This is a genomic window from Kribbella sp. NPDC006257 (assembly GCF_040613535.1).
Lineage (GTDB): Bacteria > Actinomycetota > Actinomycetes > Propionibacteriales > Kribbellaceae > Kribbella.
This window is the reverse complement of record NZ_JBEXSJ010000013.1, coordinates 1-22995: the sequence shown is the minus strand read 5'-3', so window position 1 is coordinate 22995 and position 22995 is coordinate 1. Positions and strand designations below refer to the sequence as shown.

Here is a 22995-nt window from a genome sequence, read left to right as displayed (position 1 = left end):
GTTGCCGAGATGCTTACCGAGAGGCCCGAACCGCTTGGCCTTAGCGCGGTCAAGCAGCGTTGGCTCGCCCTTGGCGTCATGGCGCAGGCCCAGCTTCGTGAGCCCTCGACCGCTGAGAAGGAAGAACGACAATGACCGTTGAGGACGATCCAGGCGAGCCTGTGACCGACCATGTGCCGAGCATGCACCAGGAGCTGCTAGCCGCACGACTGGCCGGCTCCGCGACGCTCGCTGTCACGCTCGCCGACCGGATGGCCGTGGACGAGTCCGTCGCATTGTCGAGACGTGCCTTCGTCGCGGGCGGCCCAGCACACGGACTCGGGTTCGGCGTAATGACCGCCGCCCTCACGGCAGCGGGATCCGGCAACGGCGCCCTTGGGCCACAATTGACCGGCCTCGGCATCGTGGCCAGCGTCGCCGGGATCCTCTGCCCGTCCTACTTCGCCGCGGAGACCGCAGGCTGGCTCATCCCTATCGGCCGGTTCTCAGGTTTGGCTCTACTCGCGATAGGCGGCAAGAAGCTCGCCGCAGCTGCCGACCTTGGAACCGTCAACTCGTGAGCCCGGTGAGACCTGGCCCTGGCCACGACCTTCTCGGAGAGTCTGCGGAAGGCGACGCGCCATGACCTCTAGCTCGCCGGACCGACTTGTGGCCTCTATGGGCCTCGCCCGGCGCTGGCCCACCGCACTCGCCCTTCTCCAGGTCGCCGCAGCCCTCTACTTCATCCTCAGTGAGGGAAAGACGGACTTCGCAGCCGGCGTCGCTGCCATGGCCTGCATCTACATGGCTGCTTACGCCGCCGGGCGCGGCGCTGTCGCGTGGGCGGCCTACCCCGGGGTCGTCGCGGTCTCTGTCGTCATGGAGTACGCCGGCGTCGATCCACGGATCTGTCTGACGGTCCTCCTGGTTGCGCTCTGGATTGTTGCCGTAGGCAAGGGACATGCCCGCGACGGTCGCTGGTTCGCCATCCAGACCTCAGGGATGGTCTTCTTCGGCGGGCTCACCCTGCTGGCTCTGGCAGTAGACCAGCGCGCCGCCGGGGTTCTCGCCGGCATCGGGTTCTTCACCCATGGGCTGTGGGACGGCTATCACTTCGTGCGTAACAAGATCGTCACCCGCGCTTGGTCGGAGATGTGCGTGGTGGTCGATCTGATCGTGGGTCCAGCGCTGGTTGTCACTGCACTTACCAGCTGAGCACTGCAGGGCCGCGAACAGGTGACAACAGCAGCCATGGGAACTCGCGAACCCACAGTGATCGCAGGATTGACGATGGCAGCAAGATCGCGAGAGGCGCGGCTGAACCCAGTGAAGTACCGATCGCCAGGACGACCTATCCCCACGGACCTTTCGCTCTACGGCTGTCGAGACAGCTGACCGCGTCAAGCCAAATATCCGATCGCTCCACCACTCCCGGAGGCCGCAATGACCGAATCACCCCGGACCATTCATGAGGTCATAGACCGATACAACGCAGCGTTCCGTTTGCATGATCCAACGCTTCTGGAGGATCTGATCGCGGAAGAATGCGTCATCGAGGACACAGGCCCGGCTCCCGACGGAGCCCGTCATGAGGGCGGTCCAGCGTGCCTGGCGCGCTGGTCCGAGCTCGCGGGCAACCAAGCCCTCAACTTCTCGACCGAGCCCGCCGACATCGCCGGCGACCTCGCCGTGGCACCGTGGGTCCTGCGCTGGGGACAGGGCAAGAACGACTGGGTCCGCGGCGTCAATCTCATCCGCATCCGCGACGGCAGGATCGTCGAGGCACGGGGCTATGTGAAGGCCTGAGGTGTCGCTATGGTTCGGACGTTTGCCCGCACGGGCACCCTTTTACCCATCGCGGATCGCGCGGTGTTGCAGAAGCCCTGCGCCGCCGTCGGCATCTCGGCGTCCGGTGACCGCGCCGACGACGCTCCGATGCGGCACCGGTTGCGAACAGGCTGCTTGTCCCCCGCCATGACCGGCGGGCTCTGACAATGGCGACGATCGACGATGTCCGAGCACTGGGGGCAGAGTTGGAGCGCTCCTACCATGTTTACGTGCGGGGACGATTGAAGTTCCGCGTCGGTCAAATGGTCTACGTGGCATTCTCGCTCGACGAGACCGTGATGGAATTCGCCTTCCCGAAGGAGGAACGGGCAGCGCTGGTCTCGGGAGATCCGCGCAAGTTCCAGATGCCCTCGGAGTCGGATCTGCGCTTCAACTGGGTTCACGCCGACCTTGCGTCTCTGGAACCCACCGAGGCCCGCGAGCTCGTAGTCGACGCGTGGCGCATGGTCGTCCCTCAGAAGCTCTCCCGCGCCTACGACCTCGCGCACCCCCGCGGGCCACAATGACAGCTGACCGGTGCAATGAACTCTCGGCACATCGCTTGTGACCATGGGCGACAGCGTGGGCCGCGCCCCCGGCACGGCCCACGCTGTAGATGACCAACCAACTGACATGTGTTGGCATGGGCTGATCGGATTCTCAACTCAGCACTGACGCACTAGGGAGACCTGCCGCCCGGCGCATCCTCAGTCCCCCGGCGAAATTGTCAACCTTCACGCGAGCTTCTGACTTGTGGTCCGGGCCGAGTCAACTGGCGCCGCTGGCCTCAGGAAGGCGACGACCAGCGCCGCACCCACGACCAGGGCGACCGCCGCGCCACCCGTTGCGGTGGCGAAGCCGTGCACCAATGCCGCGATCGGCGCCCCCTCGAAGTCGCGGGTGGCGCTGACTGCCACGGTGTTCAGCACAGCGGTCCCCACGCTACTTCCGATCTGCATGGCCGTGTTGGCGATAGCGGCGGCGATGCCGGCCTGGCGCGGGTCGACACCACTGGTGGCGACCCCGATCGACGGCGTGAAGACGCAGCCGATGCCGAGACCCACGAGCACCTCGGCGGGCAGGATGACGGTGAGGTAGCCACTGGTCGGCGTCAACTGCGTGAGCAGTCCGAGACCGGCGGCGGCCAAGAGGAGCCCGGGAGCCACCAGAGCGCGGGGCGCGACGCGATCCATCAGGCGGCTGGCCAGACCGTAGGAGCTGCCGGCGACAGCCAGGCTCATCGGCAGGAAGGCCAGTCCTGTGCGGACCGGACTCCAGCCGAGCGCCACCTGGAAGTGGTAGGTCAGCATCAGGAACATCCCGAAAGTGCCGACCACGCTGATCGCGGTGGCGACATACGCCGTCGCGCGGCCCCGGTCCGCGAGCACTGCCAGCGGCAGCAGCGGCGCGGCCAGAGCCCGTTGACGGACCAGGAAGCCGGCGATCATTCCCAGCCCGACCAACCCGGGGACGAGCACCGCGGCCGACTCCCAACCGTGGGCAGCCGCTTCGCTGGCGCCGAGCACCAGGCCCGCCAGGCCAGCAGTGCCCAGCAGGCCAGAGATGACGTCCACCCTGACCGGGAAGCCGTCGTCGGCCGACAGCACCCGGCGGCCGGCGACGATCACGATGAGGGCGACGATTACGTTGACGTAGAGGCACCAGCGCCAGCCGGCGTACTCGGTAAGTACGCCGCCCAGCAGCAAGCCGACGACTGCGCCACTGCTGGCGACCGCACCGAAGACACCGAAGGCCTTGCCCCGCTCGCGCGGCTCGGTGAACGTCGAGGCGATCAGGGCGAGCGCGGCGGGCGCCATGAATGCGGCGCTCGCACCCTGGAGCGCGCGACCAGCCACGAGGACCTCGAACGTCGGCGCGGCGCCGGCCAGGGCGGAGGAGGCGGCGAAGCCGATCAGCCCAAAAGTCAGCGCGCGGCGCCGACCGATCCGGTCGGAGGTCTTGCCGCCGAGGAGCAGCAGCCCCGCGAACGAGAGCGTGTAGGCGGTGACGATGTAGGAGCGATGGGCGTCGTCGAAGCCCAAGGTGCGTTGGGCGGTCGGCAGTGCGACGTTCACGATGGTCGCGTCCAGGGCGACCATCAGCTGCGCAAGCGCGATGACGCCCAGGCCGGCCCAGCGGTGGTCGGTCCGTGCTGGTGTTTGAACAGAGCCTGTGGCCATTAGCGTTCCTCCTCAGTGGAATGTCTCCCTCCGCATCGCTCTGGGACCAGATGGTCACCACGGAAGGATGTGGAGAAGTTTTCTCCGGTTCGGTAGGGTGAGTTCGTGCCTCTGCGCGTCGATGCCCGCCGCAACCTCGAGCAGCTGCTTGCGGCGGCCGGCGACCTTGTTGCCGAGAAGGGCGCCGGCGTCGCGCTCGACGAGGTCGCGCAGCGGGCCGGCGTCGGGATCGCCACGCTCTACCGCCGCTTCCCGGACCGCACCGCGTTGCTTCGGGGCGTGGTGCTGCACTCGCTCGACCAGACCAGGACCGCCGCCGAGCGGGCGGCCGAGGAGCATGACGACGCCTTCGAGGCGCTTGCGGCGTACCTCCGCGCGGCCCTGGAGCTCCGGGTCGCCGCGGTGATTCCGCTGGTTCTCGACGTGCTCGACCTCAATGAGCCCGAGCTCGCCGCCGCCCGCGAGGCGTCCGCCAGGGCCACGGAGGAGCTGGTTGACGCCGCCCACGCCAGCGGGCAACTGCCGGAGGACGTCACCTTCGCCGACGTCGGCATGATGCTGGTCCGCATCGCCAGGCCGCTGCCCGGCCCGCTGCCCGACGAGCTCAAGCACGAGCTCGCCCGACGCCACCTCGAGCTCTTCGTCCGAGGGCTCGGCCGGCGAGGGGACAAGCTGGTGGGCCCTGCCCTTTCGCGGGACGGTCTGGCCCAGATGGCACTCCGAGACGCGGAATCGTTGCGGTAAGCCCTTGTCCAACGATTCTGGTCGCCTATCGAGACGATTATGCGAGCGACACAACGCCCTGTGAATCCCATGTCGTGGCCTCACGGTCCGCTAGTTCGACACCGGAAGTCCGGCGGCCACCCAGTCCGAGATGCCTGCGCGGTAATGGCGGACGTCGGTGTACCCCAAGGTGATCAGGCGTGCGGCCAGGGCCGGGCCGCGGTCACAGTCCTTATCGGTCGAGTAGGTGATGATGGCCGCCGATGGGTCGGGAAGAGCGTCCTCGACATCCGCATCCTGGTCTTCTGCCACGATGTTCAGCGCTCCAGGCAGATGTCTGCGCGCGAAGGGCGCGGCTGGCAGCGCGTCGACAAGGATGGCGCCGGCCTTCATGGCCGCCAGCACGAAATCGCGATCAACGTCTTGGACTGTCGTCACGAGTCTTCTCCTTTGGTGTTGGAATCAGTTCGAGGCACGGCGGGACATACGCACACCGGCCAGCGCGCCCAGGGCGTATCCGGAGAAGCGGCCGATCGGGATGAGCCACCCCGCGTTCTCCCACTTGAAGTACGACGGCGAGAGCACCCCGGCGACGGCGGACGCCAGGCCGATGCCCAGCCCGGCTCGCCCCCACAGCCCGGCACGTCGGCCGAGAAGTGCGAGCACGCCGGTGAAGACGCCGTAGGTCACTCCGTGAACAGGTCCGCCGAGCACGAACACCCTTCGCGCCGAGCGCAGGACCGCTTCGTCGTCACGGCCGGCCGGCACGGACAAGGAGACGTGCGTCGCCGCCGAAGCGGTGAGGAGAGCCGCAGAGGCAATGCCGGAGCCAATCAGCACCCCGCGCTTCACTCCGCTCCCGGGCTGGGCGAGTCGCGCTGCGGCCCGAGTGAACACCAGCAACGAAGCGATCGAGACGGCCTGCCCGGCCACACTGAACCGCACGGCCGCGGCACTGCCCGAGTAGTAGTCGCGGATCGCGGGAGCTGCAGCTCCGGGACGAGGGATGGGCGTCGCCGCCAGCCGCGTGGCGCCGGTGATGGCCGCCACAAAACTGACGCCGGTCAGGACGCCGCTGACAGCTGCGGAAAAATCGGGACGATGGTGGTAATCAGACATGGTTCGAGCCTGAAACTGCTCGGCGTTATGAACATCGGCCAAGTGGTTGATATCCGAGATGTCCATCACCAACGTGACCGGCACATGGGATCGTGCGTTGGTGGTGACTGCAAAGGATCATGGGATGGTCAGACACAATGTGCGGGCGACATCGAGCCCGTTTGTGGGACGGGCTCGCGAGCTTGCCGACCTCTGCGCCGCCATCGCCAGGCAGCGTCTGGTGACGCTGACCGGCATCGGCGGATGCGGAAAGTCCCGACTCGCCAGCTCCGCGCTGCTGCGACTGGTGGAGGACCCGATATCCGAGCGCCGGTGGCCGGACGGCGTCTGGTGGGTGGACCTCGGATCGGCTCACGACCCGGACCAGGCTATTTCTCTGTGCGCGGTCGAGCTGGATGTCCGCCTCGACCCCGAGGGCGACCCGTTGGCCGCGTTGGTTCGGGGCCTCCGTGATCGACGGACGTTGGTGTGCCTTGACACCTGTGAGCACGTACTGGACGTGGCCGCCGCGCTGGCAGCGGAACTGATTGCGCGCTGCTCCGGTGTGAACGTCGTGACGACCAGCCGCGAGCCGCTCTCGGTTGACGGCGAGGCAGTCTGGCGGGTGTCTTCGCTGACGAACGACGACGCCATGGCCTTGTTCGCCGCGCGAGCCGAACTGGCCGGAGCGGAATTGGACGTCGAACGTCATCAGAGTGACCTCAGCGCGATCTGTACGCGACTCGATCACCTGCCGCTCGCCATCGAACTGGCTGCTGCCTGGACGCGCGTACTCTCCCCTGCCCAGCTGCTCGCCGGACTGGACGACCGTTTTCGCCTGCTGACCGGGAGTCTGAGGCATGCGACCCCACGGCATCAGACCTTGAAGGCGTCCATGGCGTGGAGCCACGACCTGCTCGACGCGGGCGAACAATCCCTCTTCGCGCGGCTCGGAATTTTCGCGGGATGGTTCAAGCTCGAGGCAATATCCGAGGTCTGCGCCGACGACGTGAACGACGGCGTCGACCTGCTGCCGGTCTTCGCACGCCTCGTAGACAAGTCACTGGTCATCTCCGACCTCAGTGCGGGGCGCGTCCGCTACCGGCTTCTCGACACCGTGCGGGACTACGCCATCGACCGCCTGAACGAACGAGGCGAGGTCGCGCGGTTTCGGGATCGCCATCTCGACTGGGTGCTGGGCGCGGCCTTGCGAATCGACAGCGACCTCGGAGCGAACCAGGATCGGGCTCTCGACTGGGCCGCCGCCCTCCGTGACGATGTCGCGGCTGCCTTGGAGTGGGGATTGACCGGCCCGTCGGTGCAACGACTGCGGGCCTGGCGGCTGGCCGTGGCGATGACACAGTCGTGGTTCCTCAGCGGTCAGACGCACGTCGGTCTGTCCTTCCTGCGCCGGGCGCTTGCCGACTCTGACTATCACCGCGAAGGCATTCGCGACCACCTCGCCGCATCGGTGTCCATGCTGGAGATGATCAGCGGTCACCGCACGGCCCGCCAAGCGCTCGAGTCCGCAGAGCCACCAGCCAGGGGTGCGACGAACCTTGACACGGCGATCGATGGTCGCCTGCGCGCTCGACGGTTGCTGGTCGACACGTTCCAGTCGTTCTTCTCCGACTTCGCTCGTTGCGAGCGGCTCGGTCGCGAGACCGCGGACCTGGAGGGCGGTGCAGATCCCTTCAGCCAAGACTTCAGTCTGATCATGGCGGCGTACAGCTTCGTCCCGCGCGAACGTCATACCGATGCCGTCCAGCTGGCGAGGCGTGCGCTGGAGCGCAGCCGATCACGCGGTGATCGATTCTGCCTGGGGTTCGGGTTGGGCGTCGAACAGTACTGCGCGATGCAGACCGGCGAGCTCGTACGAGCAATCGAGCTTGGACGTCAGATGGTCGACGTGATCGCGCCGTTGGGTGACTACTTCGGCGTCGGCACGCTGACCTCGAACCTCGCCTTGGCGATGGCGCTGCACGGTGACACCGACGGTGCGCGCCGGATCATGCGGCCTATCGTCGCCTCGATCGACTTGGCGCCGGATGTCGATGTCGTTGGCTTCCAGGTACCCCTGGGCTATCTAAGCCTCTTCGAAGGACGCTGGGAGGACGCCCTCGCCTGGTACTCGAGGGCCCTCTCGCGGCTCGAGAGTAGTGGACCCGAGTGGACCGCAGCACGCTGTCTGCCCGGTGCCGTTCGCGCCATGCAGCAGCTCGGGCGAACAGACGATGCCCGAGAGCTGCTCGCCGTCGGCCGCGCGCTCACAGCCACTTTCGATGCGCCGCAGCTTCGAGCCGATCTGGCGGACCTGGAAGCACTTTTCGTGCGCGATGACGATCCCGCCAGAGCCTTCGATCTGCACCAAGAGGCCCTGGCCGAGCGTCGCCAAGCTGGACTCACGACCTACCTTCCGGACAGCCTGGACGCTCTGGTCGCGCTGAGCGCGGAGCACGAACCCACCGAGGCGGCTGCCCGGTGGTTGAGCTGCAGCTCCACAGTTCGCGAACAGTTGCACTACCCGCGCTCGATCCCCGCTCGCCGAGAGCACGAGCGGGTCGGGAAGTCCCTGCGCGCCGCCCTGGGCAGCGCCTTCGAGTCGGCGTGGGCCGAGGGCCAGGCGATGTCACTGGCGGAGGCAGTGGAGCAGACCACCCGGGGCCGCGGACGTCGCGGCCGCCCCAAGTCAGGCTGGGGCAGCTTGACACCCACCGAACTGGAGGTCGTCAGACTCGTTGCGACCGGCGGGACCAACGAATTCATCGCAGAGCGGCTATTCGTGAGCCGCGCCACCGTGAAGTCCCACCTCAACCACGTGTACGCCAAGCTCGGCATCGTCAGCCGAACCGAGCTGGCCGCCCGGGCGACAGCTCATCTCCCTTCGGATGGCAGCCCATGACCGGTCCTGGTCAACGCAACGGTCAGGACGACGTTGGCTACGCGAACAGCTGGAAGGCGGGTCCGACGGTGGCGCTCGTGGCGGAAGCTGAATTGGGAGTTGGAGGCCCGGGTGCGAGCGTTTGTGGTTCCGTTGCCGTCAGCAACCGCCTCGATATGGCCGAATCGACCGGGCCACAGGTGCCGCTTCAACTCGACGGACGACGTCTGCGCTTCGGCCGTCCGCTTGTATGCTCAAACCGGCGAGCCGACCTCCGGGGTCGGGAAGAGCGGGTCGATATTGCCCGTCCGCCTGGCGAGGAGACGCGCGGCCATTCGGAGCAACAGCGCCAGTGAGATCAGCCCAACGGCCCCTCCTGCGCCCGCAGCAACCGCGAGCGGAGCGTCGAACACCACGCTGGTGGCGATCGCGATCGTGCTGCCGCCGATCACACTGTCGATCAGCGCAACCACACTTGCGAAACTGAAAAGTTGCGTGCGCCCTTCGGCCGGCACAGCGGCGTTGGCGAACACCCCGCGACCGTCGTCATGCCCCGACAGCAGGAACAGCTTGGCCTCAGCACCGGCAATTTGCTTGTAGTAGTTGCGGATGCGGTTGATCGCCACGCCGTACTGGAAGTCCTCCGCCCCGCACTCAACGATTCGGATGAACGTGAAGACGCCGAGCAGGTAGAGCGTGGGGAGCACGATCAGCGCAAACACATCGAACGTGTCGTCGGACGGGGACCCATGGCCCAGGAAGCCCAGAGCGACCAGGGTGCTCGAGACGGACAAGATGAAGAGGGAGGCCCGAGAGGCGCTCTCGCTCGCCGTCTGCGCCCTGGCGCCCTGGAGGGTGAAGTGCTCGGTTGTCAGGGCGGTGAGAAGCTCTTGTCGATCTGGCACGTCGGACATCTCGGCACAATATCAACGCGGGCGACGAGCGTGACGCTGCCACTGGCCACAGCTGGCCGAGCGAAAATCGAGCGGTACGAAGCAACTAGGACGACGTCTGCAGCAGCTCCTCCACGACCTGGGACCACTACGCGTCGGTATGCCGATTTTGAAGGCGGTCCGGATTGCACCTCTTGCCGATGTGCGTGCCTGCACGCCAGGCGTGGGCTTGGAAGGAGCAATCTTTCCGTCGACGCCGCGGCCACTTAGTGCGACGATGGCGCCATGAGCCAGGTTGCGAGGTTCTACAGCGGCCCCGGGGAACTTGTAGCGGCCATCAGTTCCGCATTTGACGCGGCCGGTCTGGACCGTGCAGATCTGCGACCGGTTGACCTCGCTCCGGTCGACGAGTTCCACATCCGAGGTCGTGCGGCAACTCTGGAAATCATGGAGGCACTCGGTCTCACTGCCGACTCTCACGTGCTCGACCTCGGTAGCGGATTGGGCGGGCCTGCACGGACGCTTGCCGAGTTGACTGGATGCACAATCACCGGCATCGACCTCACACCAGAATTCTGCGAGGTGGCGACGGCGCTCTCGGAGTGGTCAGGCCTGTCCGACCGGACCCGCTTTCACGTTGGGGACGCAACGGCCACCGGTCTTGCCGACACGTCTGTGGACGGTGCGCTGACCGTACATGTGGCGATGAACATCTCCGACAAGCATGCGCTCTGCGCAGAAGCCTTCCGAGTGCTCCGACCCGGCGGCAGATTCGTCGTCTACGACGTTCTCCAGGGTGAAGGCGGCGACCTCCATTACCCGGTCCCATGGGCCTACGATTCCTCGACGAGTTTTCTCGCCACGCCAGAAGAGATGCGCGAACTGCTCCCAGCAGCAGGTTTTGAGGTCATCTCGGAAGTCGACTCGTCGGACGAAAGCCTCGTCTGGTTCCAGCAGATGCGCGCCCGGATCCAACGAGACGGACCACCACCAGTCACCTTCGCAGCATTCCTTGGCGAAACGTTCGGGCAAATGGCTGCCAATCAGGTCGCCAACCTCGCGGAGCGACGCATCCGTACCGTCATGTTCACTTGCCGGCGACCGGTCTGATCGTCTCGGCGGTCCCGGAATGCGAGCTGCGGAATGCAGCTCACGTCGGCGTAACTGCCGTCGATCTCGTCGGCGGCCGTTCAATGCAGCGCTGCCACCGCCGTCTCGATCACCGTGTCGGGCGGGCTCACGACGTCGGGCGCGACGCCGACGCCCTCCCAGTTGGTGCCGGTAACGCTGTCGACGACGTACGCCTCGGGCAGGTAGGCAACAACCGTCGGTGCTAGCCGGATCGGCGTGATGTGATCGGCGGCACCAGGCGTCGTAGGGGAGCCTGTCTTGGCCAATACGGCTTTGACGTGGTCGTTGACAGTGTGCTCGGAGAGCACCAGTCGCCGGGCCAGCTGGCGGGAGTCGGCGCCGGTGGCGAGCTCGGACAGTACTTCGCGCTCGCGGGGGCTGAGTCCGTACGCCAGCCCGAAAACTTCGAGTCGCTCCGCGGGCGTGGATTCCTCGATGCTGACGGCAATATCTGCCGACCGGTCGCCGGTCGCTGTGCGTGCGGCGCGGAGTGTTACCCATCGACCGGCGCCGAGATGGACACGCGACGATGGTGGTCCGACAGGAACTCCGTGTTCATGGGCTATCAGCGCGGCCGCGACGTTGTAGGCGGCGGCCGGAATCGCCGTGATTGCAGCATCCGGGTCGTCTGGTGGGTTCAGCCGCTGTAGCGTCGCCTGGGCCGCCGAAGTACGCAGTCGGACGCGCAGTTCGGGACTCAGCAGCATGATGGCCGGACCTTCGGCTTGCGGCTTCATACGCGGTGTGGGGATGAACGTCCGGGCCTGGCTACGGCGCAGACCTGTGGTGAGCACGGACACAAGGGATGCCAGCAACTCTTGTTCGGGTCGGGTGAATGGCTGGGCGGGGGCGGTGCGCCACAGGTCGAGCCAGGCCCAGCAGCCGAATCTGTCCCAGAAGGCCGCTGTCAGCACGTCGACGACGCCGAGCGCTTGCTGCACCTCCCGCCATCCCGGCGACCTGCCCAGGTCACCGGCCGTTGCCTCACGCAACGATATGAATCTCGTCTTCGCCTGGATCAGGTCGGTCCACCGGGTGCCCTGGCTGAGGTATCGCCACCGAACCATCCGCGGCAGTTCCTCCCACGACAGCCCAGGAACGTCGGCCAGTGGCGAGGTTCCCACCCGCGAGACAGGATCGGTGAGCGCCCAGACGTGACCGTCGAAGGCCAGTTTTCGCCGCAACTCGGCCAGTGTCTGCTCGCGCAACGTCTTCGCGTCGAGCACACCAGCACAGAGCCGCTCCACTCGGTCCAGCACGGTAAGAGCATACGGCCGCAGAGTCAGGCACCGGCGCTTTATCCCCCCGGATCGGGGATGGGAATCTCCCTCCACCAGACCCACGCTGACAGCAGGACGAAGAGAGGGAGGTTGCCGTGATCACGGTGCACGTCGTGAACCAGATCAGCGACTACGACGCCTGGAAGCAGGCGTTCGACCGGTACGACGGCGCCCGGCGCGACCATCACGTTCTCGCCTACCGGATCAGTCAGCCCGCTGACGACGATCATGCTGTCTACGTCGACCTCGACTTCCAAAGTCGCCACGATGCGGACGAGTTCGTCCACCTCCTGGAGAGAATCTGGCGGACACCGCTCTCGCGCGCCGTAGCGACTGGCCACCCCGATCCAGAGCTGCGAGAGCTCCGGGAACAGCGAACCGTCACCACGTGAGTCCGAGATCTGCGAAGTCTCGCAGCGATTCCACTGCCCGTCGGCACTGCATCGATCGCTAACGCATCACCTTGCAAGGAGTCCGCCTCATGTCCGAACCCAGCACGCGATCCACGCGACGTACCGTGCGTCGCCACCGTCTCCTGCTGCTCGGTCCAGGTGCACTGCGGAAGCCACCTTCTCCACCTCGGCGGCCGTTCCGGCCCCCGCTGCACTCCCGCCAACGGCACCTTCGAAGGCAGCGCGAGAGGATCGTTCCTCATCAGCGAAAGTGGCATCGCAACCCCAACCATCGTGACGGACCGCTAGCCATGGACCCCTGAGGTTCAGAGCAGTTGCTCTATCGCTTCGGCGTCGGCCTTTGGCAGGTGGGCCACGACCAGCCGGTAGGAGTCGGTGACGAGCTCCTCGACGAGCTCTTTGTCGACGCCTTCTCCGCTGTCCAGGGTGATCCAGTGCTTCTTGTTCATGTGGTAGCCGGGGGTGATCTGGCTGTACTGCTCCCGCAGGGCGTGGGCCTCGTCGGGGTCCGCCTTGAGGATGAGGACGGGCCGCCCCGGGACTTCGGTCATCAGCATGAACACCTTGCCGCGCACCTTGAAGACTTCCCAGGCCGGGCCGAAGGGATGCTCCAGCTGGGCTCCGGGGAGCTCCTGCGCGCAGGCGGCGGCGGTCTTGTGCAGGGCCGATCCGTTCATGGGTGAGCCTTCTCAGGTGTTGATGGACTGTGGCATCGAAGTAGGTGGAGGGGGCGCCACGCGGGCGCGGTGGCAGGTCCCATCCTTCCCTCGAAGCCGACCAGAAAGGTGCTAGCCTGCGGACACGTGATGGTCGACAAGCGACACTCCGAGCCGAGCAGTCAAGCCGAACCGGCTGCGGTGCCGCTCTTCGGTTTCCAGCCCCCGGTCGGTACTCCGTACGGGCTTGAGGTGAATACTGTCGAGGACTTCTTCGCCCGGCACGACGACTGGCCGTGGAACCCGCCGCTTCCGGGTCGTGCCACCTTCCACTACCTCATCGCGGTCACCGAGGGTGAGCTGCGGCATGACGTCGACTACGTCACGCGGATCGTCGGCCCCGGTCAGTGGCTGTGGGTGCGTCCCGGGCACGCGCAGTGCTGGCATCCGCCCGGAGCGGCCCGCGGCCCGTTCATCCTGTTCGAACCGGGCGTGCTGCGGCCCGACCTCGCCCGTCTTTTGGCGCCGCTCATCGCGCACGAGGCGCCTCCCGTGCTCAGCCCGCACCCAGATGACAGCGCGTGGCTTCAGCAGACCGCGCTCCAGCTCCTGGACGAACACCGCGCGCTGGGGCGCCGGCCCCTCGACATCCACCACGCCCTGCGGCGCAGCCTGCTCGAATCGCTGCTGCTGCGCCTGGCCAACTCCCCAGGCATCGCCAGAACCGGCACGGCAACGGCCGGCAACGGCCGCGCCGACAGGTACGGGCGTTTCCTGGACGCATTGGAGCTGCACTTTCGCGAACTGCACCAAGCCGCGGAGTACGCCGAGTTGCTCGGCTGCTCGGTCCGCACCCTCAGCCGCGCCGCCCAGGACGCCACCGGCAAGGGAGTACGCGAGCTCATCGACGAGCGGCGCCTCCTGGAAGCCCGACGCCTGCTGGGAGCTGCCCGGTGGGACGCCCGGGCGGTAGCCGTCCACCTCGGTTTCACCGACCCTGCGAACTTCGGCCGCTTCTTCCGCGACCGCACCGGCCTCACCCCGGCCGCCTTCGCGGCCGGAGAAGTGAGGGCCGACGCGTGACGGAGGCCCTTTGCCTGACGGGATGGCTCCCGAAGCGGTCAGTCGGTGGTGAAGCTGGACAGCTTGCAGGTGCGTGAGTCCAGACGATCAACCAGCAAGGACGACGACGTGCTTGCCCGGCGTGGTGCCGGACTCGAGGTCGGCGTGGGCGTCGCGGACCTGTTCCAGGCCGTGGTAGACCTTCGCGACCGGGACCTTGAGGCGCCCTTCCGCGATGGCTCGGAGCTGGCGCGCGAAGACATCGGCCGGAAGGTCGGCGGCCTGACCGTCGTACGACGTCAGCCGCACCCCGCGCGGGATCATGAACGGACTGAAGTCGGGGAGCGTCCACTGCCCCGCCAGAGCTCCGGTGAAGCAGACCGTGCCGTGGCGGCGAACGGCGCGCAGGGTGTCGGCGAGAACCGAGCAGCCCACCAGCTCCAGAGCGGCGTCGACACCGTCCGGCACCAGCTCGCGCACCTGGTCGGCGAGCGTGCCGTCGTCGACGAGGGGATGGTCGACACCCACGGCCGTGAGTTCACCGGCCCTTTCCCGGCTGCGAGTGGTGGACAGTACGGTGGCGCCGAGGTCCTTCGCGATCGTGGCCGCGCTGAGCCCGACCGTGGAGGTGCCGCCGCGGATCAGCAGCGTCTGTCCCACCTGCAGGCCGAGGCTGATGGTCAGCGATCCGTACGCGGTCTGGAGCATCTCCGGAAGCGCCCCGACCACATCCCACGGCAGGCTGGTATCCAACGGGATGACCTGCTCTGAGGGGACAGTCAGGTACTGCGCGTACGAACCGTCGTACGAGCGACCCATCCCGCCCATCATGGTCGCCACCTGCTGCCCCGGCCACAGCCCGCTGTCCACGTCGGCTTGGTCGACCACACCGACGCCCTCGATCCCGGGAACACGCGGATAGGTGACGTCCGCATCCGCCTCACCCTTGCGGGTGGTGACCTCGGACTCGTTCACACCGAACGCCTTCACCCTGATCCGCACCCAGCCGGGTTTGCGTTCAGGTACGGGGATTTCCTTGATCTCCAGTGCGTCTAGGCCGCCAGGGCGGGCGACAACAACGGCTCGCATCGTCGCCGGTGTGGCCTCGCCGGCTGCTGTCGATTGGCCCATGCCGAGTTCCTTCTCTCCTTGGCTCATTGTGGTGTGCGGTCAGCCGGTGACTGACCTACGCCGTTATGCGTCTCGGTGTCGCCCGACGGCTGTCAGGGGCGCTCGATGCCCTCCCACAGTTCGAGGGCCTGCTGGTAGTGGGCGGTGGCGTCGAAGGGAGGGTTGCCGACGCTTTCCGAGGTGGGCCGGTCCATGACGGCGGGCCACAACCGGGTCTGCTCGCCGGTGGCGAAGTCGAGCACGATGTCGCGAATGCGCGTGTCACGGGCGGCCTGTTCGGCGCTGCGGCCCGGCTTTTCCTGGCCGACCAGGGCGTACAGCTCGGAGCCGTGCACGGCGGGCGCGCCCTCGGCGGGCCCGATCAGCAGCAGATGGGCATTGCCGCCCGCCGCGGTGTGCGCCAGGGCACACCATGTCGTCACTGGCCATGCTCAGCAGCACGTCGACATCACGGTGTGCGCCCGAGGCGAGTTCGTCCATGGGGTGCGCGTGCAGGACCGCGCCGGGCTGGCCAGCGTCCAGGACGACGCCGAGGCTCTTGCTGTCCATCCCGCCACGGACTCCGAGGTCCGTCGGGGTGACCTTGTGCAGCGCGGCCACCAGGGAGGCCGTATCAATGTCGAGCAACTTCTCCGGGGTGTCCGCGACGCCGAGCTCAACGACGAACCGGTGGGCGAGTTCCTCGGCCCACCAGGCCGGCTGGAGACGCGAGGGCCCGGCCGAGAAGCCGGCCAGCCGCCGGTACAGGCCGTTGCCGACGGCCGCGCCCAGCAGCCCGAAGGTGGCATAGGCGCCGCCGCTGTGACCGTAGACGGTGACGTTGTCGGGGTCGCCGCCGAAGTGGGCGATGTTGCGCTGGACCCAGGTCAGCGCGGCGACGACGTCCTGCAGACAGAGGTTGCTGGCCTCGGCAAGCCGCCCGCCGTACTGCGACAGCGACACCGCGCCCAGCGCGCCGAGCCGGTAGTTGACCGATACGCTCACCACGCGCCCCGACGCGGCGAGACCGGCGGCATTCGAGGTGATCTGCGTGTTCGCGCCGTACTCGAAGCCGCCGCCATGGATGTACACGGCTACCGGCAGCGCGTCGGCGGTCGGCTGCTCAGGAGCCCACACATTCAGGTTCAGGCAGTCCTCGCCCATCCCGCTGTCCGCTTCAAGCCAGTCGCCGCTGTCGGGCTGAACAGCGACGACGCCCTTGCAGTCATAGCGGCGGTCCGGATCGAAATCCGCGACCGCAGGGCGGCGGTATCGCTCCGCGGTGGCGAACGGGATTCCCCACCAGGACCGCACTCCTGGTGCAGTCGGAGCCTTGGGGACGGTCGCGGTCATGGCGTGAGATTCCTTCCGATGAGGTTCGGGTGTTTCGCGCGCCGTACCCGCAGCTGAACGCTCGCAGTGACGCTCCCCAAGCATTGCCCGGAATCCGACAGATCACCGAGCGGACAGCAGTCACCCCGTGGTCATCAGCTGACACTCTGCCGCGAGTACGACGAGCACTCGACCGGTCATCGAGACGCTGCGCCTGACCGGGATCCGGGTCGAGGAGCTGCTCGAGCTCACCCAGCTGTCACTGCGCCACTACACCGCCGCGTCGACCGGGACGCTGGTGCCGCTGCTGCACATCGTGCCGAGCAAGAACGACGCCGAGCGGCTGATACCGATGACGCCGGAGAGGGCACGCGGATCTGCGATGCTGCCCCTGATCGACGGCCAGGACGACACTCGCTGAGGGACGGCAAACACGTGGGGGAAACGCATTCGGCTGCCGCTATGAGAGCGCGTCGAGCATGAATCTCGGCATCATCGGTCAGGCTGCCGGCTTGTTTGCCGTTACCAACATCGACGACATCCTCGTCCTGGCCCTGTTCTTCGCCCAAGGTGCCGGGCACCGAGGCGCGACACGCTCCATCACCATCGGCCAGTACGTCGGGTTCATAGCCATCCTCACCCTCGCGGTCGCCGCAGCCTTCGGCGCGACGTTCCTTCCCGACCAGGCCATCCCCTACCTCGGCCTGCTGCCGCTGGCGCTCGGGATCAGGGCCGCGATCCAGGTCTGGCGGCATCGCAGCGACCCCGACGACGACAACCAGGCCAAGACCAGCGCGCCCGCCGCCGCGGCCGTGGCGACCGTGACGTTCGCCAACGGCGGCGACAACATCGGCGTCTACGTCCCCGTCTTCGCCACCGCGGGCATCGGCGGCATGATCGTCTATGTCGTCGTCTTCTTGATCTTGGTCGCCGTCTGGATCGCCGCCGGTCGCTACTTCGCCACCCGACCCGCGATCGCCAAGGCACTGTCGCGGTGGGGCCACATCCTGCTTCCCGTCGTCCTCATCGGCATCGGTCTACTCATCCTCATCGAAGGCGTCTCATCCACCATTCCGTAACTATACCAGCCGTATGGTATAGTTACGGAAATGAGGTCAAGTTCACGAACCGCGATCCTCGACGCGGCGTTCAGGTTGGCAGGCCACGACGGTGGCTCAATCGAGATCACTTTTGAGGCCACCGCGAAGGAGGCGGGTGTCACCAAGGGCGGCGTCCTCTACCACTTCCCGACCCGCGACCACCTGGTGCTGGGCGTCGTCGAATACGTTGCCCAGCGCGTCGACGAGGCAATGCTCGGTCAGCTGGGTAAGCCGTTCGAGGAGGCCACGGCCTCAGAACGGATCCGCGCCTACATCAGGGTCGTCGCTGCCGGCCGGCTGACCCGCGCCGACCTGGCGATCTTTGCCGAGTCCCTGGCCAATCCAGCACTGGCCGCTCCCTGGGAAACGGCCCTGGAGCGCTGGCTGGCCCTCGACAAGGTCACCGACCGGACAATCCGGGCCCGGCTCCGCGCCGCCCACCTGGCAGCGGACGGTCTGTGGATTGCCGACGCCACCGGCATCTTCGCACCGGCCGATGACCGCGACGCCGTCATCGACCAACTGGTCGACCTGACCCACACCGCTCAGCCCGACACCGACAGGAAGATGTCCGTATGAAGAAATGGCTCACCCTCGTGGCCGCGATCGGCTTCGAGGTGGCAGCAACTCTGTCGCTCAAGGCGGCGCTGGATCGGCCGGCCTGGTACGTCTTGGTGGTCGCCGGTTATGTCGCGTCCTTCGTCTTCATCTCGGCCTGCCTACAGGCCGGCATGAAGATCGGCGTCGCCTACGGCATCTGGGGTGCCGGCGGTGTCACCGTCACCGCCCTCCTGTCCGCCGGCATCTACGGCGAACCACTGACAGTACTTATGGGTCTGGGCATCATGCTCATCATCGCCGGCGTCCTCACCGTCGAACTCGGCTCCCAAAAGGCCCAGCACGAAAAGGAGATCGAAGCATGAAATGGCTGTTCCTCCTCGGAGCCATCGCCGCCGAAGTCGGCGCCACTATGTCACTGCGCGCCTCCGACGGGATGCGCAAGAAGAAGTGGATCGCCGCCATCGCCGGCGGCTACGTCCTCGCCTTCGTGCTACTCAGCCTGTCACTCGACGAAGGCATGCCGCTCGGTGTCGCCTACGGCATCTGGGCCGCGACCGGCGTCGCCCTCACCGCAGCCCTCGCCCGTGTCATCTTCAAGGAGCCATTGACCGCCGTAATGACTATCGGAATCGGTCTGATCGCCGCCGGCGTCCTGGTCGTCGAACTCGGCGCCGACGCCGCCCACTAACAGCGACGATCAGCAATCACGGCCCACACCAGCACGATCGGACAGGGGCCTCGATGCCGCTCACGCCCATCCACCTGGGCCCCCTTCGAGCGGTGCCGAGGGCAACCTCCGCGAGTAGCCGTGGATGACCTGAACTGAGGACCGTTAGCCGCTGACCACTCAGGGCCACCGACTTCAGAATTCGCGGAAAGATCGGCCACTCGCCAAGCCGCACTGACTCCAACATTCACGAGCAAACGACGCCGGAATTCACGGCCAAAGCCAGTCGTCGGCGGTGGGGTCCGGGCAACTGTCGACCGCCCGGGCGAGGTCCAGCCCAATGGGCCCGATCAATCCAGGCGTCAGCCTGCCCATCTATTCAGATGTTGCCCTAGGCAAGTAGATGCGCCACTACCTGGCGGCAAGGACACCGGGGCTGGACTTCGTAGCCCGTATGCGTCGGTCTGGTCAGACTTGGTCGGTGGGCATGATCCACAGCTCGCTTGATGGAGGTGTGGCGTGGTCGGGTGACCATGTAGGTGATGCCGTCGGCGATGTCGACGCGACCCGGCCGGCGATGGAGCTGATGTCGACGGTCAGCTTCGGGTGACATGGCTGCTGTTCTTCCTTCGGAGTGCGTAGCGGATGGGCGTCAGGCGTCGTCGTTGGCGAGGCTCGTGGACAGCTTGCGGTGGGCTTCGGCCTGTGCGAGGAGGTCGTTCGCCTTCTGTTCGAAGACAGCCACGGCGTCGGCGCCCGCGGCGAAGCGCATCGGGGGCTGTTCGAGGGCAGCGAGCTCGACGAGAGCGTCGGCGAGTTTGGCGGGGTCGCCGCCTTGGGTGCCGTCCATGCCCTGCCAGGCCTGGATGGTCTGCTGCGTGCGCTCGGCGTAATCCGCGATCGAGGGTTCGGCGTACTGCGTGGACTGCGGGCTGAGGAGCTCGGTGCGGAAGAACCCCGGCTCGACCAGCATGGTTTTGACCCCGAACGGTGCGATCTCGGGAGCCAGCGCCTCCATGAACCCCTCGACGCCGAACTTCGACGCCGCGTATGCCGTCGTGAACTCCACCGGCGAGGCGATGCCGGCGGTCGAGGAGATGGTGACCACGAGGCCGGAGCGTTGTGCGCGCAGCTGGGGTAGGGCGGCGCGGGTGACGTTGACCGGCCCGAAGAGAGTGGTGTCGAGCTGGGAGCGGAACGCCTCGGGCGCCATCTCCTCGAAGAATCCGGCCTGGAAGTTGCCGGCGTTGTTGACCAGTACGTCGAGCCGGCCGAACCGCTCGACGGTGGCGGCGACGGCGGCCTGGGCGGCGCGCGGGTCGGTGACGTCGAGGTCGACGGTGAGCAGGTCGTCGTGCTTACCGAGCGCCAAGATGGCGGATTCGGCGTTGCGGGCGGTGGCGGCCACCGCGTGGCCGGCGGCCAGGGCCGCCTTGGCGATGTCGACACCGAGGCCCCGTCCGGCGCCGGTGATGAACCAAACCTTCTGCTCGTTCATGGTGATGCTGTTCCTTCGTCTGGTGCTGGGTGGGATGGGTTCTGCCTGTAGGTCCACCGCCTCGTGGCCGGTGGCATCTACTACGCAACCAGCTGAGTCGCGAAGGTGGGAGACCCTGCGAGAGGGGTACCGGCAGGGTCCCCCAAACCGCCGGAACTGCTCGTAGAGTCGAGATATGACCCAGGGCAACGACCATGGCGACGTGCGAGGAGACGTCCGCGCTCAGATCCGCGAGTTCCTCACGACCCGGCGGGCACGGATCAGTCCCGATCAGGCCGGCCTGCCGGCGTACGGCGGAGACCGCCGCCGGGTGCCGGGGCTGCGCCGCTCCGAGGTCGCGAGCCTGGCCGGGATCTCCCCGGAGTACATGACCAAGCTCGAACGCGGCAATGCCACCGGCGTCTCCGCCAGCGTGATCGACGGCCTCGCACAGGCTCTTCAGCTCGACGACGCCGAACGGGCTCACCTGGAAGATCTGCTCCGCACTGCAGGCAGCACCCGGCCGCCACGGCGCCGCCCCGCCCGTCAGCGCGTCCGGCCCACCGTCCAGCGCATCCTCGACTCCATGAGCGGAGCACCGGCCTTCGTGCTCAACGGCCGACTCGACATCCTGGCCGCCAACCACCTCGGGGCTGCGCTGTACTCACCGATCTACGCGGACCCCGCTCGACCGGCCAACACCGCCAGGTTCGTCTTCCTCAACCCGCTCGCCACCGAATTCTTCCGCGACTACGACAAGGCCGCCAACGACACCGTCGCCCTGCTGCGCGCCGAAGCAGGGCGCGACCCCTACGACCGCGACCTCTCCGACCTGATCGGTCAGCTGTCCACCCGCAGCGATAAGTTCCGACAGCGCTGGGCCGCGCACAACGTCCGAATCCACACCAGCGGCGCCAAGCTCCTCCACCATCCCGTCGTTGGGGATCTCGACCTGGCATTCGAGTCCCTTCCTCTGCCCGCAGACCCCAGCCAGAGCCTGCTCACCTACACCGCCGAACCCGGATCGCCCACCGAGGACGCCCTCAACCTGCTGGCCAGCTGGACCGCCACCAGGGACAACCTCGAGCCACTCCGCCCCGTCAAGGATCCAGAGCCCAGCTCGACACCCCCAAAGGCCGACTGAACGGCCAGCTTCGCGACTTCGGCCGCCAGCTGAAGAACCTCGTTGACAAGTCGGAGCAGCGGAGGGCGCGGCGGTGTTGAAATTGGTCGGGGCGACGAGGTTCTCGCGTCGAAGCCCGTAGCCTCACCGAGCGCGTGCTGGTTTATGGGAGCGTGCCGGTGGCGATGAGCCAGTTTGCTGCCTCGACTACCGGGATCCCTGCGCGTTGCGCGTGCTGGTCGAGGAGATCGAGCGCGCGGTCGGCGTCTGCGCGGAGGCGTTCGACAAGGATTCCTTGGGCGATGGCGATGGTGTGAACCGCGTCCAGATCGATGCGGTTCGGGGCGGTGTCGCGGAGGTGGTCGTCGCCCATCGGGCACGTCCGTTTCATGGCCTACGGTCTGACCGATTGGTCGAGAACCGCTGACGACGCGCCTTGAGCGGCGACGTCGAGTAGCCGACGGCACGTCCAGCCTACGCGTGTACCGCTATTCAGCCTTGCCGGCGGCGTCGGTGATGATGCCGGCGGCGACGTCTCGCAGTTTGACGTTGCCGGCCTGCGAGGTGCGGACCAGGAACGCGAACGCGCGGTCGGCGTCCAGCCGGTAACGTTCCATCACGATGCCGATCGCCTGTCCGATGAGCTCGCGGGTCGACAACGCTTCGTGCAGGGTCTGGTCGTGGCGTGACCAGCCCAGCGCCACCGCCGCCAGGTTGGCGAACATCTCGCCGAGTTCGCGGGTCTCGCCGTCGATGGCGTGCGGCCGTTCTGCGTACAGGTTCAGCGCGCCGCGGGCATGTGGCGCGGCGCGGAACTGGAAGGCGATCTGAGCGCCCAGCCCGAATGTTGCGGCAGCCTTCGGGCCGTAGTCGGGCCACCGCAGGTCCGAGGCCAGATCGTCGACTTCGAGCACCGGCGCACCATCGACCGCCTCGTAGCAGGGGCCTTCGCGCAGGTCGTACTGCAGCTGGTCGGCCCGAAGCGCCACTGGATCGGTGGGAGCCAGGGTCTCGATCTGGCCGGCGTTCGCGGTCACCGACAGACTCGCGTAGTCGATCCCGGGAATCGTGTCGACCGCGCCGCGGGTAATCCGCTCCAGTGCCTCGTCCAGATCCATAGGCAGGCTGAGCGAGCCAGCCACCTCGGTCACCACAGCAATCAGTTCCTGCTGGTCCACTCGTGCCCACCGCTTCAAGAAGGCCAGTTGACTACCGACCGATAGCTCAGTCTGCACCGACAGCGGACACAATTGCCGCTAGGCACCCCCTCAGACAGACACGCATCCATCTGGGCACCGGGCGTAGAGCGAAGTACCTGCGGGTGCTGGCACAGTGGACCGGTGGACAAGGAGCGACGGTGACCGACAAGACGGCGTTACTGGCCCAACTGGCCCGCCTCGCGGCGACCAACGCCAGCCACCAGCACCTGGCCGACCGGTTGTGCGAGGCCAGCCGCCTGATCCTGGGTGCCGACGGCGCCTGGATCACCGTCCAGGACGGCA

At 67.0% G+C, this 22995-nt stretch carries 29 protein-coding genes; 17 read left to right on the top strand and 12 right to left on the bottom strand.

The window, feature by feature from the left end; translation table 11 throughout:
- The first annotated feature begins 131 nt into the window (after nt 1-131).
- From ABZ004_RS17700 to ABZ004_RS17680, 5 genes are all read left to right on the top strand, one after another.
- Nucleotides 132-560, top strand: coding sequence for a hypothetical protein (locus ABZ004_RS17700; protein WP_355680937.1), 429 nt, complete (start codon nt 132-134; stop codon nt 558-560).
- A 61-nt stretch (nt 561-621) separates the two neighbouring features.
- Complete coding sequence (locus ABZ004_RS17695) at nt 622-1194, top strand: hypothetical protein (protein ID WP_355680936.1); 573 nt, start codon at nt 622-624, stop codon at nt 1192-1194.
- 228 nt (nt 1195-1422) lie between these two features.
- Nucleotides 1423-1785, top strand: a complete 363-nt coding sequence (locus ABZ004_RS17690; RefSeq protein ID WP_355680935.1) for a nuclear transport factor 2 family protein — start codon at nt 1423-1425, stop codon at nt 1783-1785.
- A gap of 9 nt (nt 1786-1794) precedes the next feature.
- Nucleotides 1795-1971, top strand: a complete 177-nt coding sequence (locus ABZ004_RS17685; RefSeq protein WP_355680934.1) for a hypothetical protein — start codon at nt 1795-1797, stop codon at nt 1969-1971.
- 2 nt (nt 1972-1973) lie between these two features.
- Nucleotides 1974-2333 carry a hypothetical protein gene (locus tag ABZ004_RS17680; protein WP_355680933.1) on the top strand — a complete coding sequence of 120 codons (360 nt, stop codon included), beginning with the start codon at nt 1974-1976 and terminating at the stop codon, nt 2331-2333.
- A gap of 207 nt (nt 2334-2540) precedes the next feature.
- Here ABZ004_RS17680 and ABZ004_RS17675 read toward each other — a convergent pair whose 3' ends face one another.
- Nucleotides 2541-3986 carry an MFS transporter gene (locus ABZ004_RS17675; RefSeq protein WP_355680932.1) on the bottom strand — a complete coding sequence of 482 codons (1446 nt, stop codon included), beginning with the start codon at nt 3984-3986 and terminating at the stop codon, nt 2541-2543.
- 105 nt (nt 3987-4091) lie between these two features.
- Between ABZ004_RS17675 and ABZ004_RS17670 the strand changes: the two genes are divergently transcribed.
- Entirely contained in the window at nt 4092-4730 is a 639-nt protein-coding gene (locus tag ABZ004_RS17670; protein WP_355680931.1) for a helix-turn-helix domain-containing protein, read from the top strand.
- A 90-nt stretch (nt 4731-4820) separates the two neighbouring features.
- On the opposite strand, the gene ABZ004_RS17665 is transcribed toward ABZ004_RS17670, so the two are convergent.
- Both ABZ004_RS17665 and ABZ004_RS17660 read right to left on the bottom strand, forming a co-directional pair.
- Nucleotides 4821-5147 (bottom strand): rhodanese-like domain-containing protein, encoded by a 327-nt coding sequence (locus tag ABZ004_RS17665; RefSeq protein WP_355680930.1) that lies wholly within the window; start codon nt 5145-5147, stop codon nt 4821-4823.
- A gap of 24 nt (nt 5148-5171) precedes the next feature.
- On the bottom strand, nt 5172-5828 hold the full coding sequence (locus ABZ004_RS17660; protein ID WP_355680929.1) for a hypothetical protein: 657 nt from the start codon (nt 5826-5828) through the stop codon (nt 5172-5174).
- Between the two features lie 124 nt (nt 5829-5952).
- Here ABZ004_RS17660 and ABZ004_RS17655 point away from each other — a divergent pair, with 124 nt between their 5' ends.
- Nucleotides 5953-8709: a LuxR C-terminal-related transcriptional regulator gene (locus ABZ004_RS17655; RefSeq protein ID WP_355680928.1), complete on the top strand. Its 2757-nt coding sequence runs from the start codon at nt 5953-5955 to the stop codon at nt 8707-8709.
- A gap of 233 nt (nt 8710-8942) precedes the next feature.
- On the opposite strand, the gene ABZ004_RS17650 is transcribed toward ABZ004_RS17655, so the two are convergent.
- Nucleotides 8943-9602 carry a hypothetical protein gene (locus tag ABZ004_RS17650; RefSeq protein ID WP_355680927.1) on the bottom strand — a complete coding sequence of 220 codons (660 nt, stop codon included), beginning with the start codon at nt 9600-9602 and terminating at the stop codon, nt 8943-8945.
- 264 nt (nt 9603-9866) lie between these two features.
- On the opposite strand from ABZ004_RS17650, the gene ABZ004_RS17645 reads away from it, so the two are divergent.
- The gene (locus tag ABZ004_RS17645; RefSeq protein ID WP_355680926.1) at nt 9867-10691 is read left to right on the top strand and encodes a class I SAM-dependent methyltransferase; all 825 of its coding nucleotides are present in this window, start codon (nt 9867-9869) and stop codon (nt 10689-10691) included.
- An 80-nt stretch (nt 10692-10771) separates the two neighbouring features.
- Here ABZ004_RS17645 and ABZ004_RS17640 read toward each other — a convergent pair whose 3' ends face one another.
- Nucleotides 10772-11971 (bottom strand): LuxR C-terminal-related transcriptional regulator, encoded by a 1200-nt coding sequence (locus tag ABZ004_RS17640; protein ID WP_355680925.1) that lies wholly within the window; start codon nt 11969-11971, stop codon nt 10772-10774.
- A gap of 116 nt (nt 11972-12087) precedes the next feature.
- Here ABZ004_RS17640 and ABZ004_RS17635 point away from each other — a divergent pair, with 116 nt between their 5' ends.
- The gene (locus tag ABZ004_RS17635; protein ID WP_355680924.1) at nt 12088-12384 is read left to right on the top strand and encodes a hypothetical protein; all 297 of its coding nucleotides are present in this window, start codon (nt 12088-12090) and stop codon (nt 12382-12384) included.
- Nucleotides 12385-12710: 326 nt separating this feature from the next.
- On the opposite strand, the gene ABZ004_RS17630 is transcribed toward ABZ004_RS17635, so the two are convergent.
- Nucleotides 12711-13082: an MmcQ/YjbR family DNA-binding protein gene (locus tag ABZ004_RS17630; RefSeq protein ID WP_355680923.1), complete on the bottom strand. Its 372-nt coding sequence runs from the start codon at nt 13080-13082 to the stop codon at nt 12711-12713.
- Nucleotides 13083-13211: 129 nt separating this feature from the next.
- Here ABZ004_RS17630 and ABZ004_RS17625 point away from each other — a divergent pair, with 129 nt between their 5' ends.
- Nucleotides 13212-14144 carry an AraC family transcriptional regulator gene (locus tag ABZ004_RS17625; protein WP_355680922.1) on the top strand — a complete coding sequence of 311 codons (933 nt, stop codon included), beginning with the start codon at nt 13212-13214 and terminating at the stop codon, nt 14142-14144.
- Between the two features lie 87 nt (nt 14145-14231).
- Here the strand turns inward: ABZ004_RS17625 and ABZ004_RS17620 are convergent, their stop codons facing one another.
- From ABZ004_RS17620 to ABZ004_RS17610, 3 genes are all read right to left on the bottom strand, one after another.
- A complete protein-coding gene (locus ABZ004_RS17620) occupies nt 14232-15254 on the bottom strand; it encodes a zinc-binding dehydrogenase (RefSeq protein ID WP_355680921.1) in 1023 nt (340 codons plus the stop codon).
- 92 nt (nt 15255-15346) lie between these two features.
- On the bottom strand, nt 15347-15589 hold the full coding sequence (locus ABZ004_RS17615; protein WP_355680920.1) for a hypothetical protein: 243 nt from the start codon (nt 15587-15589) through the stop codon (nt 15347-15349).
- Nucleotides 15516-16586 (bottom strand): carboxylesterase family protein, encoded by a 1071-nt coding sequence (locus ABZ004_RS17610; RefSeq protein ID WP_355680919.1) that lies wholly within the window; start codon nt 16584-16586, stop codon nt 15516-15518. Before ABZ004_RS17610 ends, ABZ004_RS17615 begins: the two co-directional genes overlap by 74 nt.
- A gap of 277 nt (nt 16587-16863) precedes the next feature.
- Here ABZ004_RS17610 and ABZ004_RS17605 point away from each other — a divergent pair, with 277 nt between their 5' ends.
- From ABZ004_RS17605 to ABZ004_RS17580, 6 genes are all read left to right on the top strand, one after another.
- A complete protein-coding gene (locus tag ABZ004_RS17605) occupies nt 16864-16986 on the top strand; it encodes a hypothetical protein (RefSeq protein ID WP_355680918.1) in 123 nt (40 codons plus the stop codon).
- A 58-nt stretch (nt 16987-17044) separates the two neighbouring features.
- Entirely contained in the window at nt 17045-17644 is a 600-nt protein-coding gene (locus ABZ004_RS17600; RefSeq protein WP_355680917.1) for a cadmium resistance transporter, read from the top strand.
- 30 nt (nt 17645-17674) lie between these two features.
- Nucleotides 17675-18244, top strand: coding sequence for a TetR/AcrR family transcriptional regulator (locus tag ABZ004_RS17595; RefSeq protein ID WP_355680916.1), 570 nt, complete (start codon nt 17675-17677; stop codon nt 18242-18244).
- On the top strand, nt 18241-18588 hold the full coding sequence (locus ABZ004_RS17590; protein ID WP_355680915.1) for an SMR family transporter: 348 nt from the start codon (nt 18241-18243) through the stop codon (nt 18586-18588). Before ABZ004_RS17595 ends, ABZ004_RS17590 begins: the two co-directional genes overlap by 4 nt.
- Nucleotides 18585-18914: a multidrug efflux SMR transporter gene (locus tag ABZ004_RS17585; RefSeq protein WP_355680914.1), complete on the top strand. Its 330-nt coding sequence runs from the start codon at nt 18585-18587 to the stop codon at nt 18912-18914. The genes ABZ004_RS17590 and ABZ004_RS17585 overlap by 4 nt, the downstream gene beginning before the upstream one ends.
- A 460-nt stretch (nt 18915-19374) precedes the next feature.
- The gene (locus ABZ004_RS17580) at nt 19375-19503 is read left to right on the top strand and encodes a hypothetical protein (protein ID WP_355680913.1); all 129 of its coding nucleotides are present in this window, start codon (nt 19375-19377) and stop codon (nt 19501-19503) included.
- Between the two features lie 42 nt (nt 19504-19545).
- Here ABZ004_RS17580 and ABZ004_RS17575 read toward each other — a convergent pair whose 3' ends face one another.
- Entirely contained in the window at nt 19546-20391 is an 846-nt protein-coding gene (locus tag ABZ004_RS17575; protein WP_355680912.1) for an SDR family NAD(P)-dependent oxidoreductase, read from the bottom strand.
- Between the two features lie 175 nt (nt 20392-20566).
- Between ABZ004_RS17575 and ABZ004_RS17570 the strand changes: the two genes are divergently transcribed.
- Nucleotides 20567-21514, top strand: a complete 948-nt coding sequence (locus ABZ004_RS17570; protein ID WP_355680911.1) for a helix-turn-helix transcriptional regulator — start codon at nt 20567-20569, stop codon at nt 21512-21514.
- A 142-nt stretch (nt 21515-21656) separates the two neighbouring features.
- On the opposite strand, the gene ABZ004_RS17565 is transcribed toward ABZ004_RS17570, so the two are convergent.
- Both ABZ004_RS17565 and ABZ004_RS17560 read right to left on the bottom strand, forming a co-directional pair.
- Nucleotides 21657-21884, bottom strand: coding sequence for an ANTAR domain-containing protein (locus ABZ004_RS17565; protein ID WP_355680910.1), 228 nt, complete (start codon nt 21882-21884; stop codon nt 21657-21659).
- A 97-nt stretch (nt 21885-21981) separates the two neighbouring features.
- Nucleotides 21982-22671: a GAF and ANTAR domain-containing protein gene (locus ABZ004_RS17560; protein ID WP_355680909.1), complete on the bottom strand. Its 690-nt coding sequence runs from the start codon at nt 22669-22671 to the stop codon at nt 21982-21984.
- Between the last annotated feature and the right edge of the window lie 324 nt (nt 22672-22995).

Bases quoted from the DNA above. Each gene is read 5' to 3' on its own strand.
- ABZ004_RS17695 (WP_355680936.1), top strand. From the start codon at position 622: ATGACCTCTAGCTCGCCGGACCGACTTGTGGCCTCTATGGGCCTCGCC.
- ABZ004_RS17645 (WP_355680926.1), top strand. From the start codon at position 9,867: ATGAGCCAGGTTGCGAGGTTCTACAGCGGCCCCGGGGAACTTGTAGCG.
- ABZ004_RS17630 (WP_355680923.1), bottom strand. From the start codon at position 13,082: ATGAACGGATCGGCCCTGCACAAGACCGCCGCCGCCTGCGCGCAGGAG.
- ABZ004_RS17595 (WP_355680916.1), top strand. From the start codon at position 17,675: ATGAGGTCAAGTTCACGAACCGCGATCCTCGACGCGGCGTTCAGGTTG.
- ABZ004_RS17650 (WP_355680927.1), bottom strand. From the start codon at position 9,602: ATGTCCGACGTGCCAGATCGACAAGAGCTTCTCACCGCCCTGACAACC.
- ABZ004_RS17625 (WP_355680922.1), top strand. From the start codon at position 13,212: ATGGTCGACAAGCGACACTCCGAGCCGAGCAGTCAAGCCGAACCGGCT.
- ABZ004_RS17685 (WP_355680934.1), top strand. From the start codon at position 1,795: ATGGTTCGGACGTTTGCCCGCACGGGCACCCTTTTACCCATCGCGGAT.
- ABZ004_RS17590 (WP_355680915.1), top strand. From the start codon at position 18,241: ATGAAGAAATGGCTCACCCTCGTGGCCGCGATCGGCTTCGAGGTGGCA.
- ABZ004_RS17620 (WP_355680921.1), bottom strand. From the start codon at position 15,254: ATGGGCCAATCGACAGCAGCCGGCGAGGCCACACCGGCGACGATGCGA.
- ABZ004_RS17565 (WP_355680910.1), bottom strand. From the start codon at position 21,884: ATGAAACGGACGTGCCCGATGGGCGACGACCACCTCCGCGACACCGCC.
- ABZ004_RS17570 (WP_355680911.1), top strand. From the start codon at position 20,567: ATGACCCAGGGCAACGACCATGGCGACGTGCGAGGAGACGTCCGCGCT.
- ABZ004_RS17655 (WP_355680928.1), top strand. From the start codon at position 5,953: ATGGTCAGACACAATGTGCGGGCGACATCGAGCCCGTTTGTGGGACGG.
- ABZ004_RS17675 (WP_355680932.1), bottom strand. From the start codon at position 3,986: ATGGCCACAGGCTCTGTTCAAACACCAGCACGGACCGACCACCGCTGG.
- ABZ004_RS17585 (WP_355680914.1), top strand. From the start codon at position 18,585: ATGAAATGGCTGTTCCTCCTCGGAGCCATCGCCGCCGAAGTCGGCGCC.
- ABZ004_RS17610 (WP_355680919.1), bottom strand. From the start codon at position 16,586: ATGACCGCGACCGTCCCCAAGGCTCCGACTGCACCAGGAGTGCGGTCC.
- ABZ004_RS17700 (WP_355680937.1), top strand. From the start codon at position 132: ATGACCGTTGAGGACGATCCAGGCGAGCCTGTGACCGACCATGTGCCG.
- ABZ004_RS17575 (WP_355680912.1), bottom strand. From the start codon at position 20,391: ATGAACGAGCAGAAGGTTTGGTTCATCACCGGCGCCGGACGGGGCCTC.
- ABZ004_RS17690 (WP_355680935.1), top strand. From the start codon at position 1,423: ATGACCGAATCACCCCGGACCATTCATGAGGTCATAGACCGATACAAC.
- ABZ004_RS17600 (WP_355680917.1), top strand. From the start codon at position 17,045: ATGAATCTCGGCATCATCGGTCAGGCTGCCGGCTTGTTTGCCGTTACC.
- ABZ004_RS17680 (WP_355680933.1), top strand. From the start codon at position 1,974: ATGGCGACGATCGACGATGTCCGAGCACTGGGGGCAGAGTTGGAGCGC.
- ABZ004_RS17660 (WP_355680929.1), bottom strand. From the start codon at position 5,828: ATGTCTGATTACCACCATCGTCCCGATTTTTCCGCAGCTGTCAGCGGC.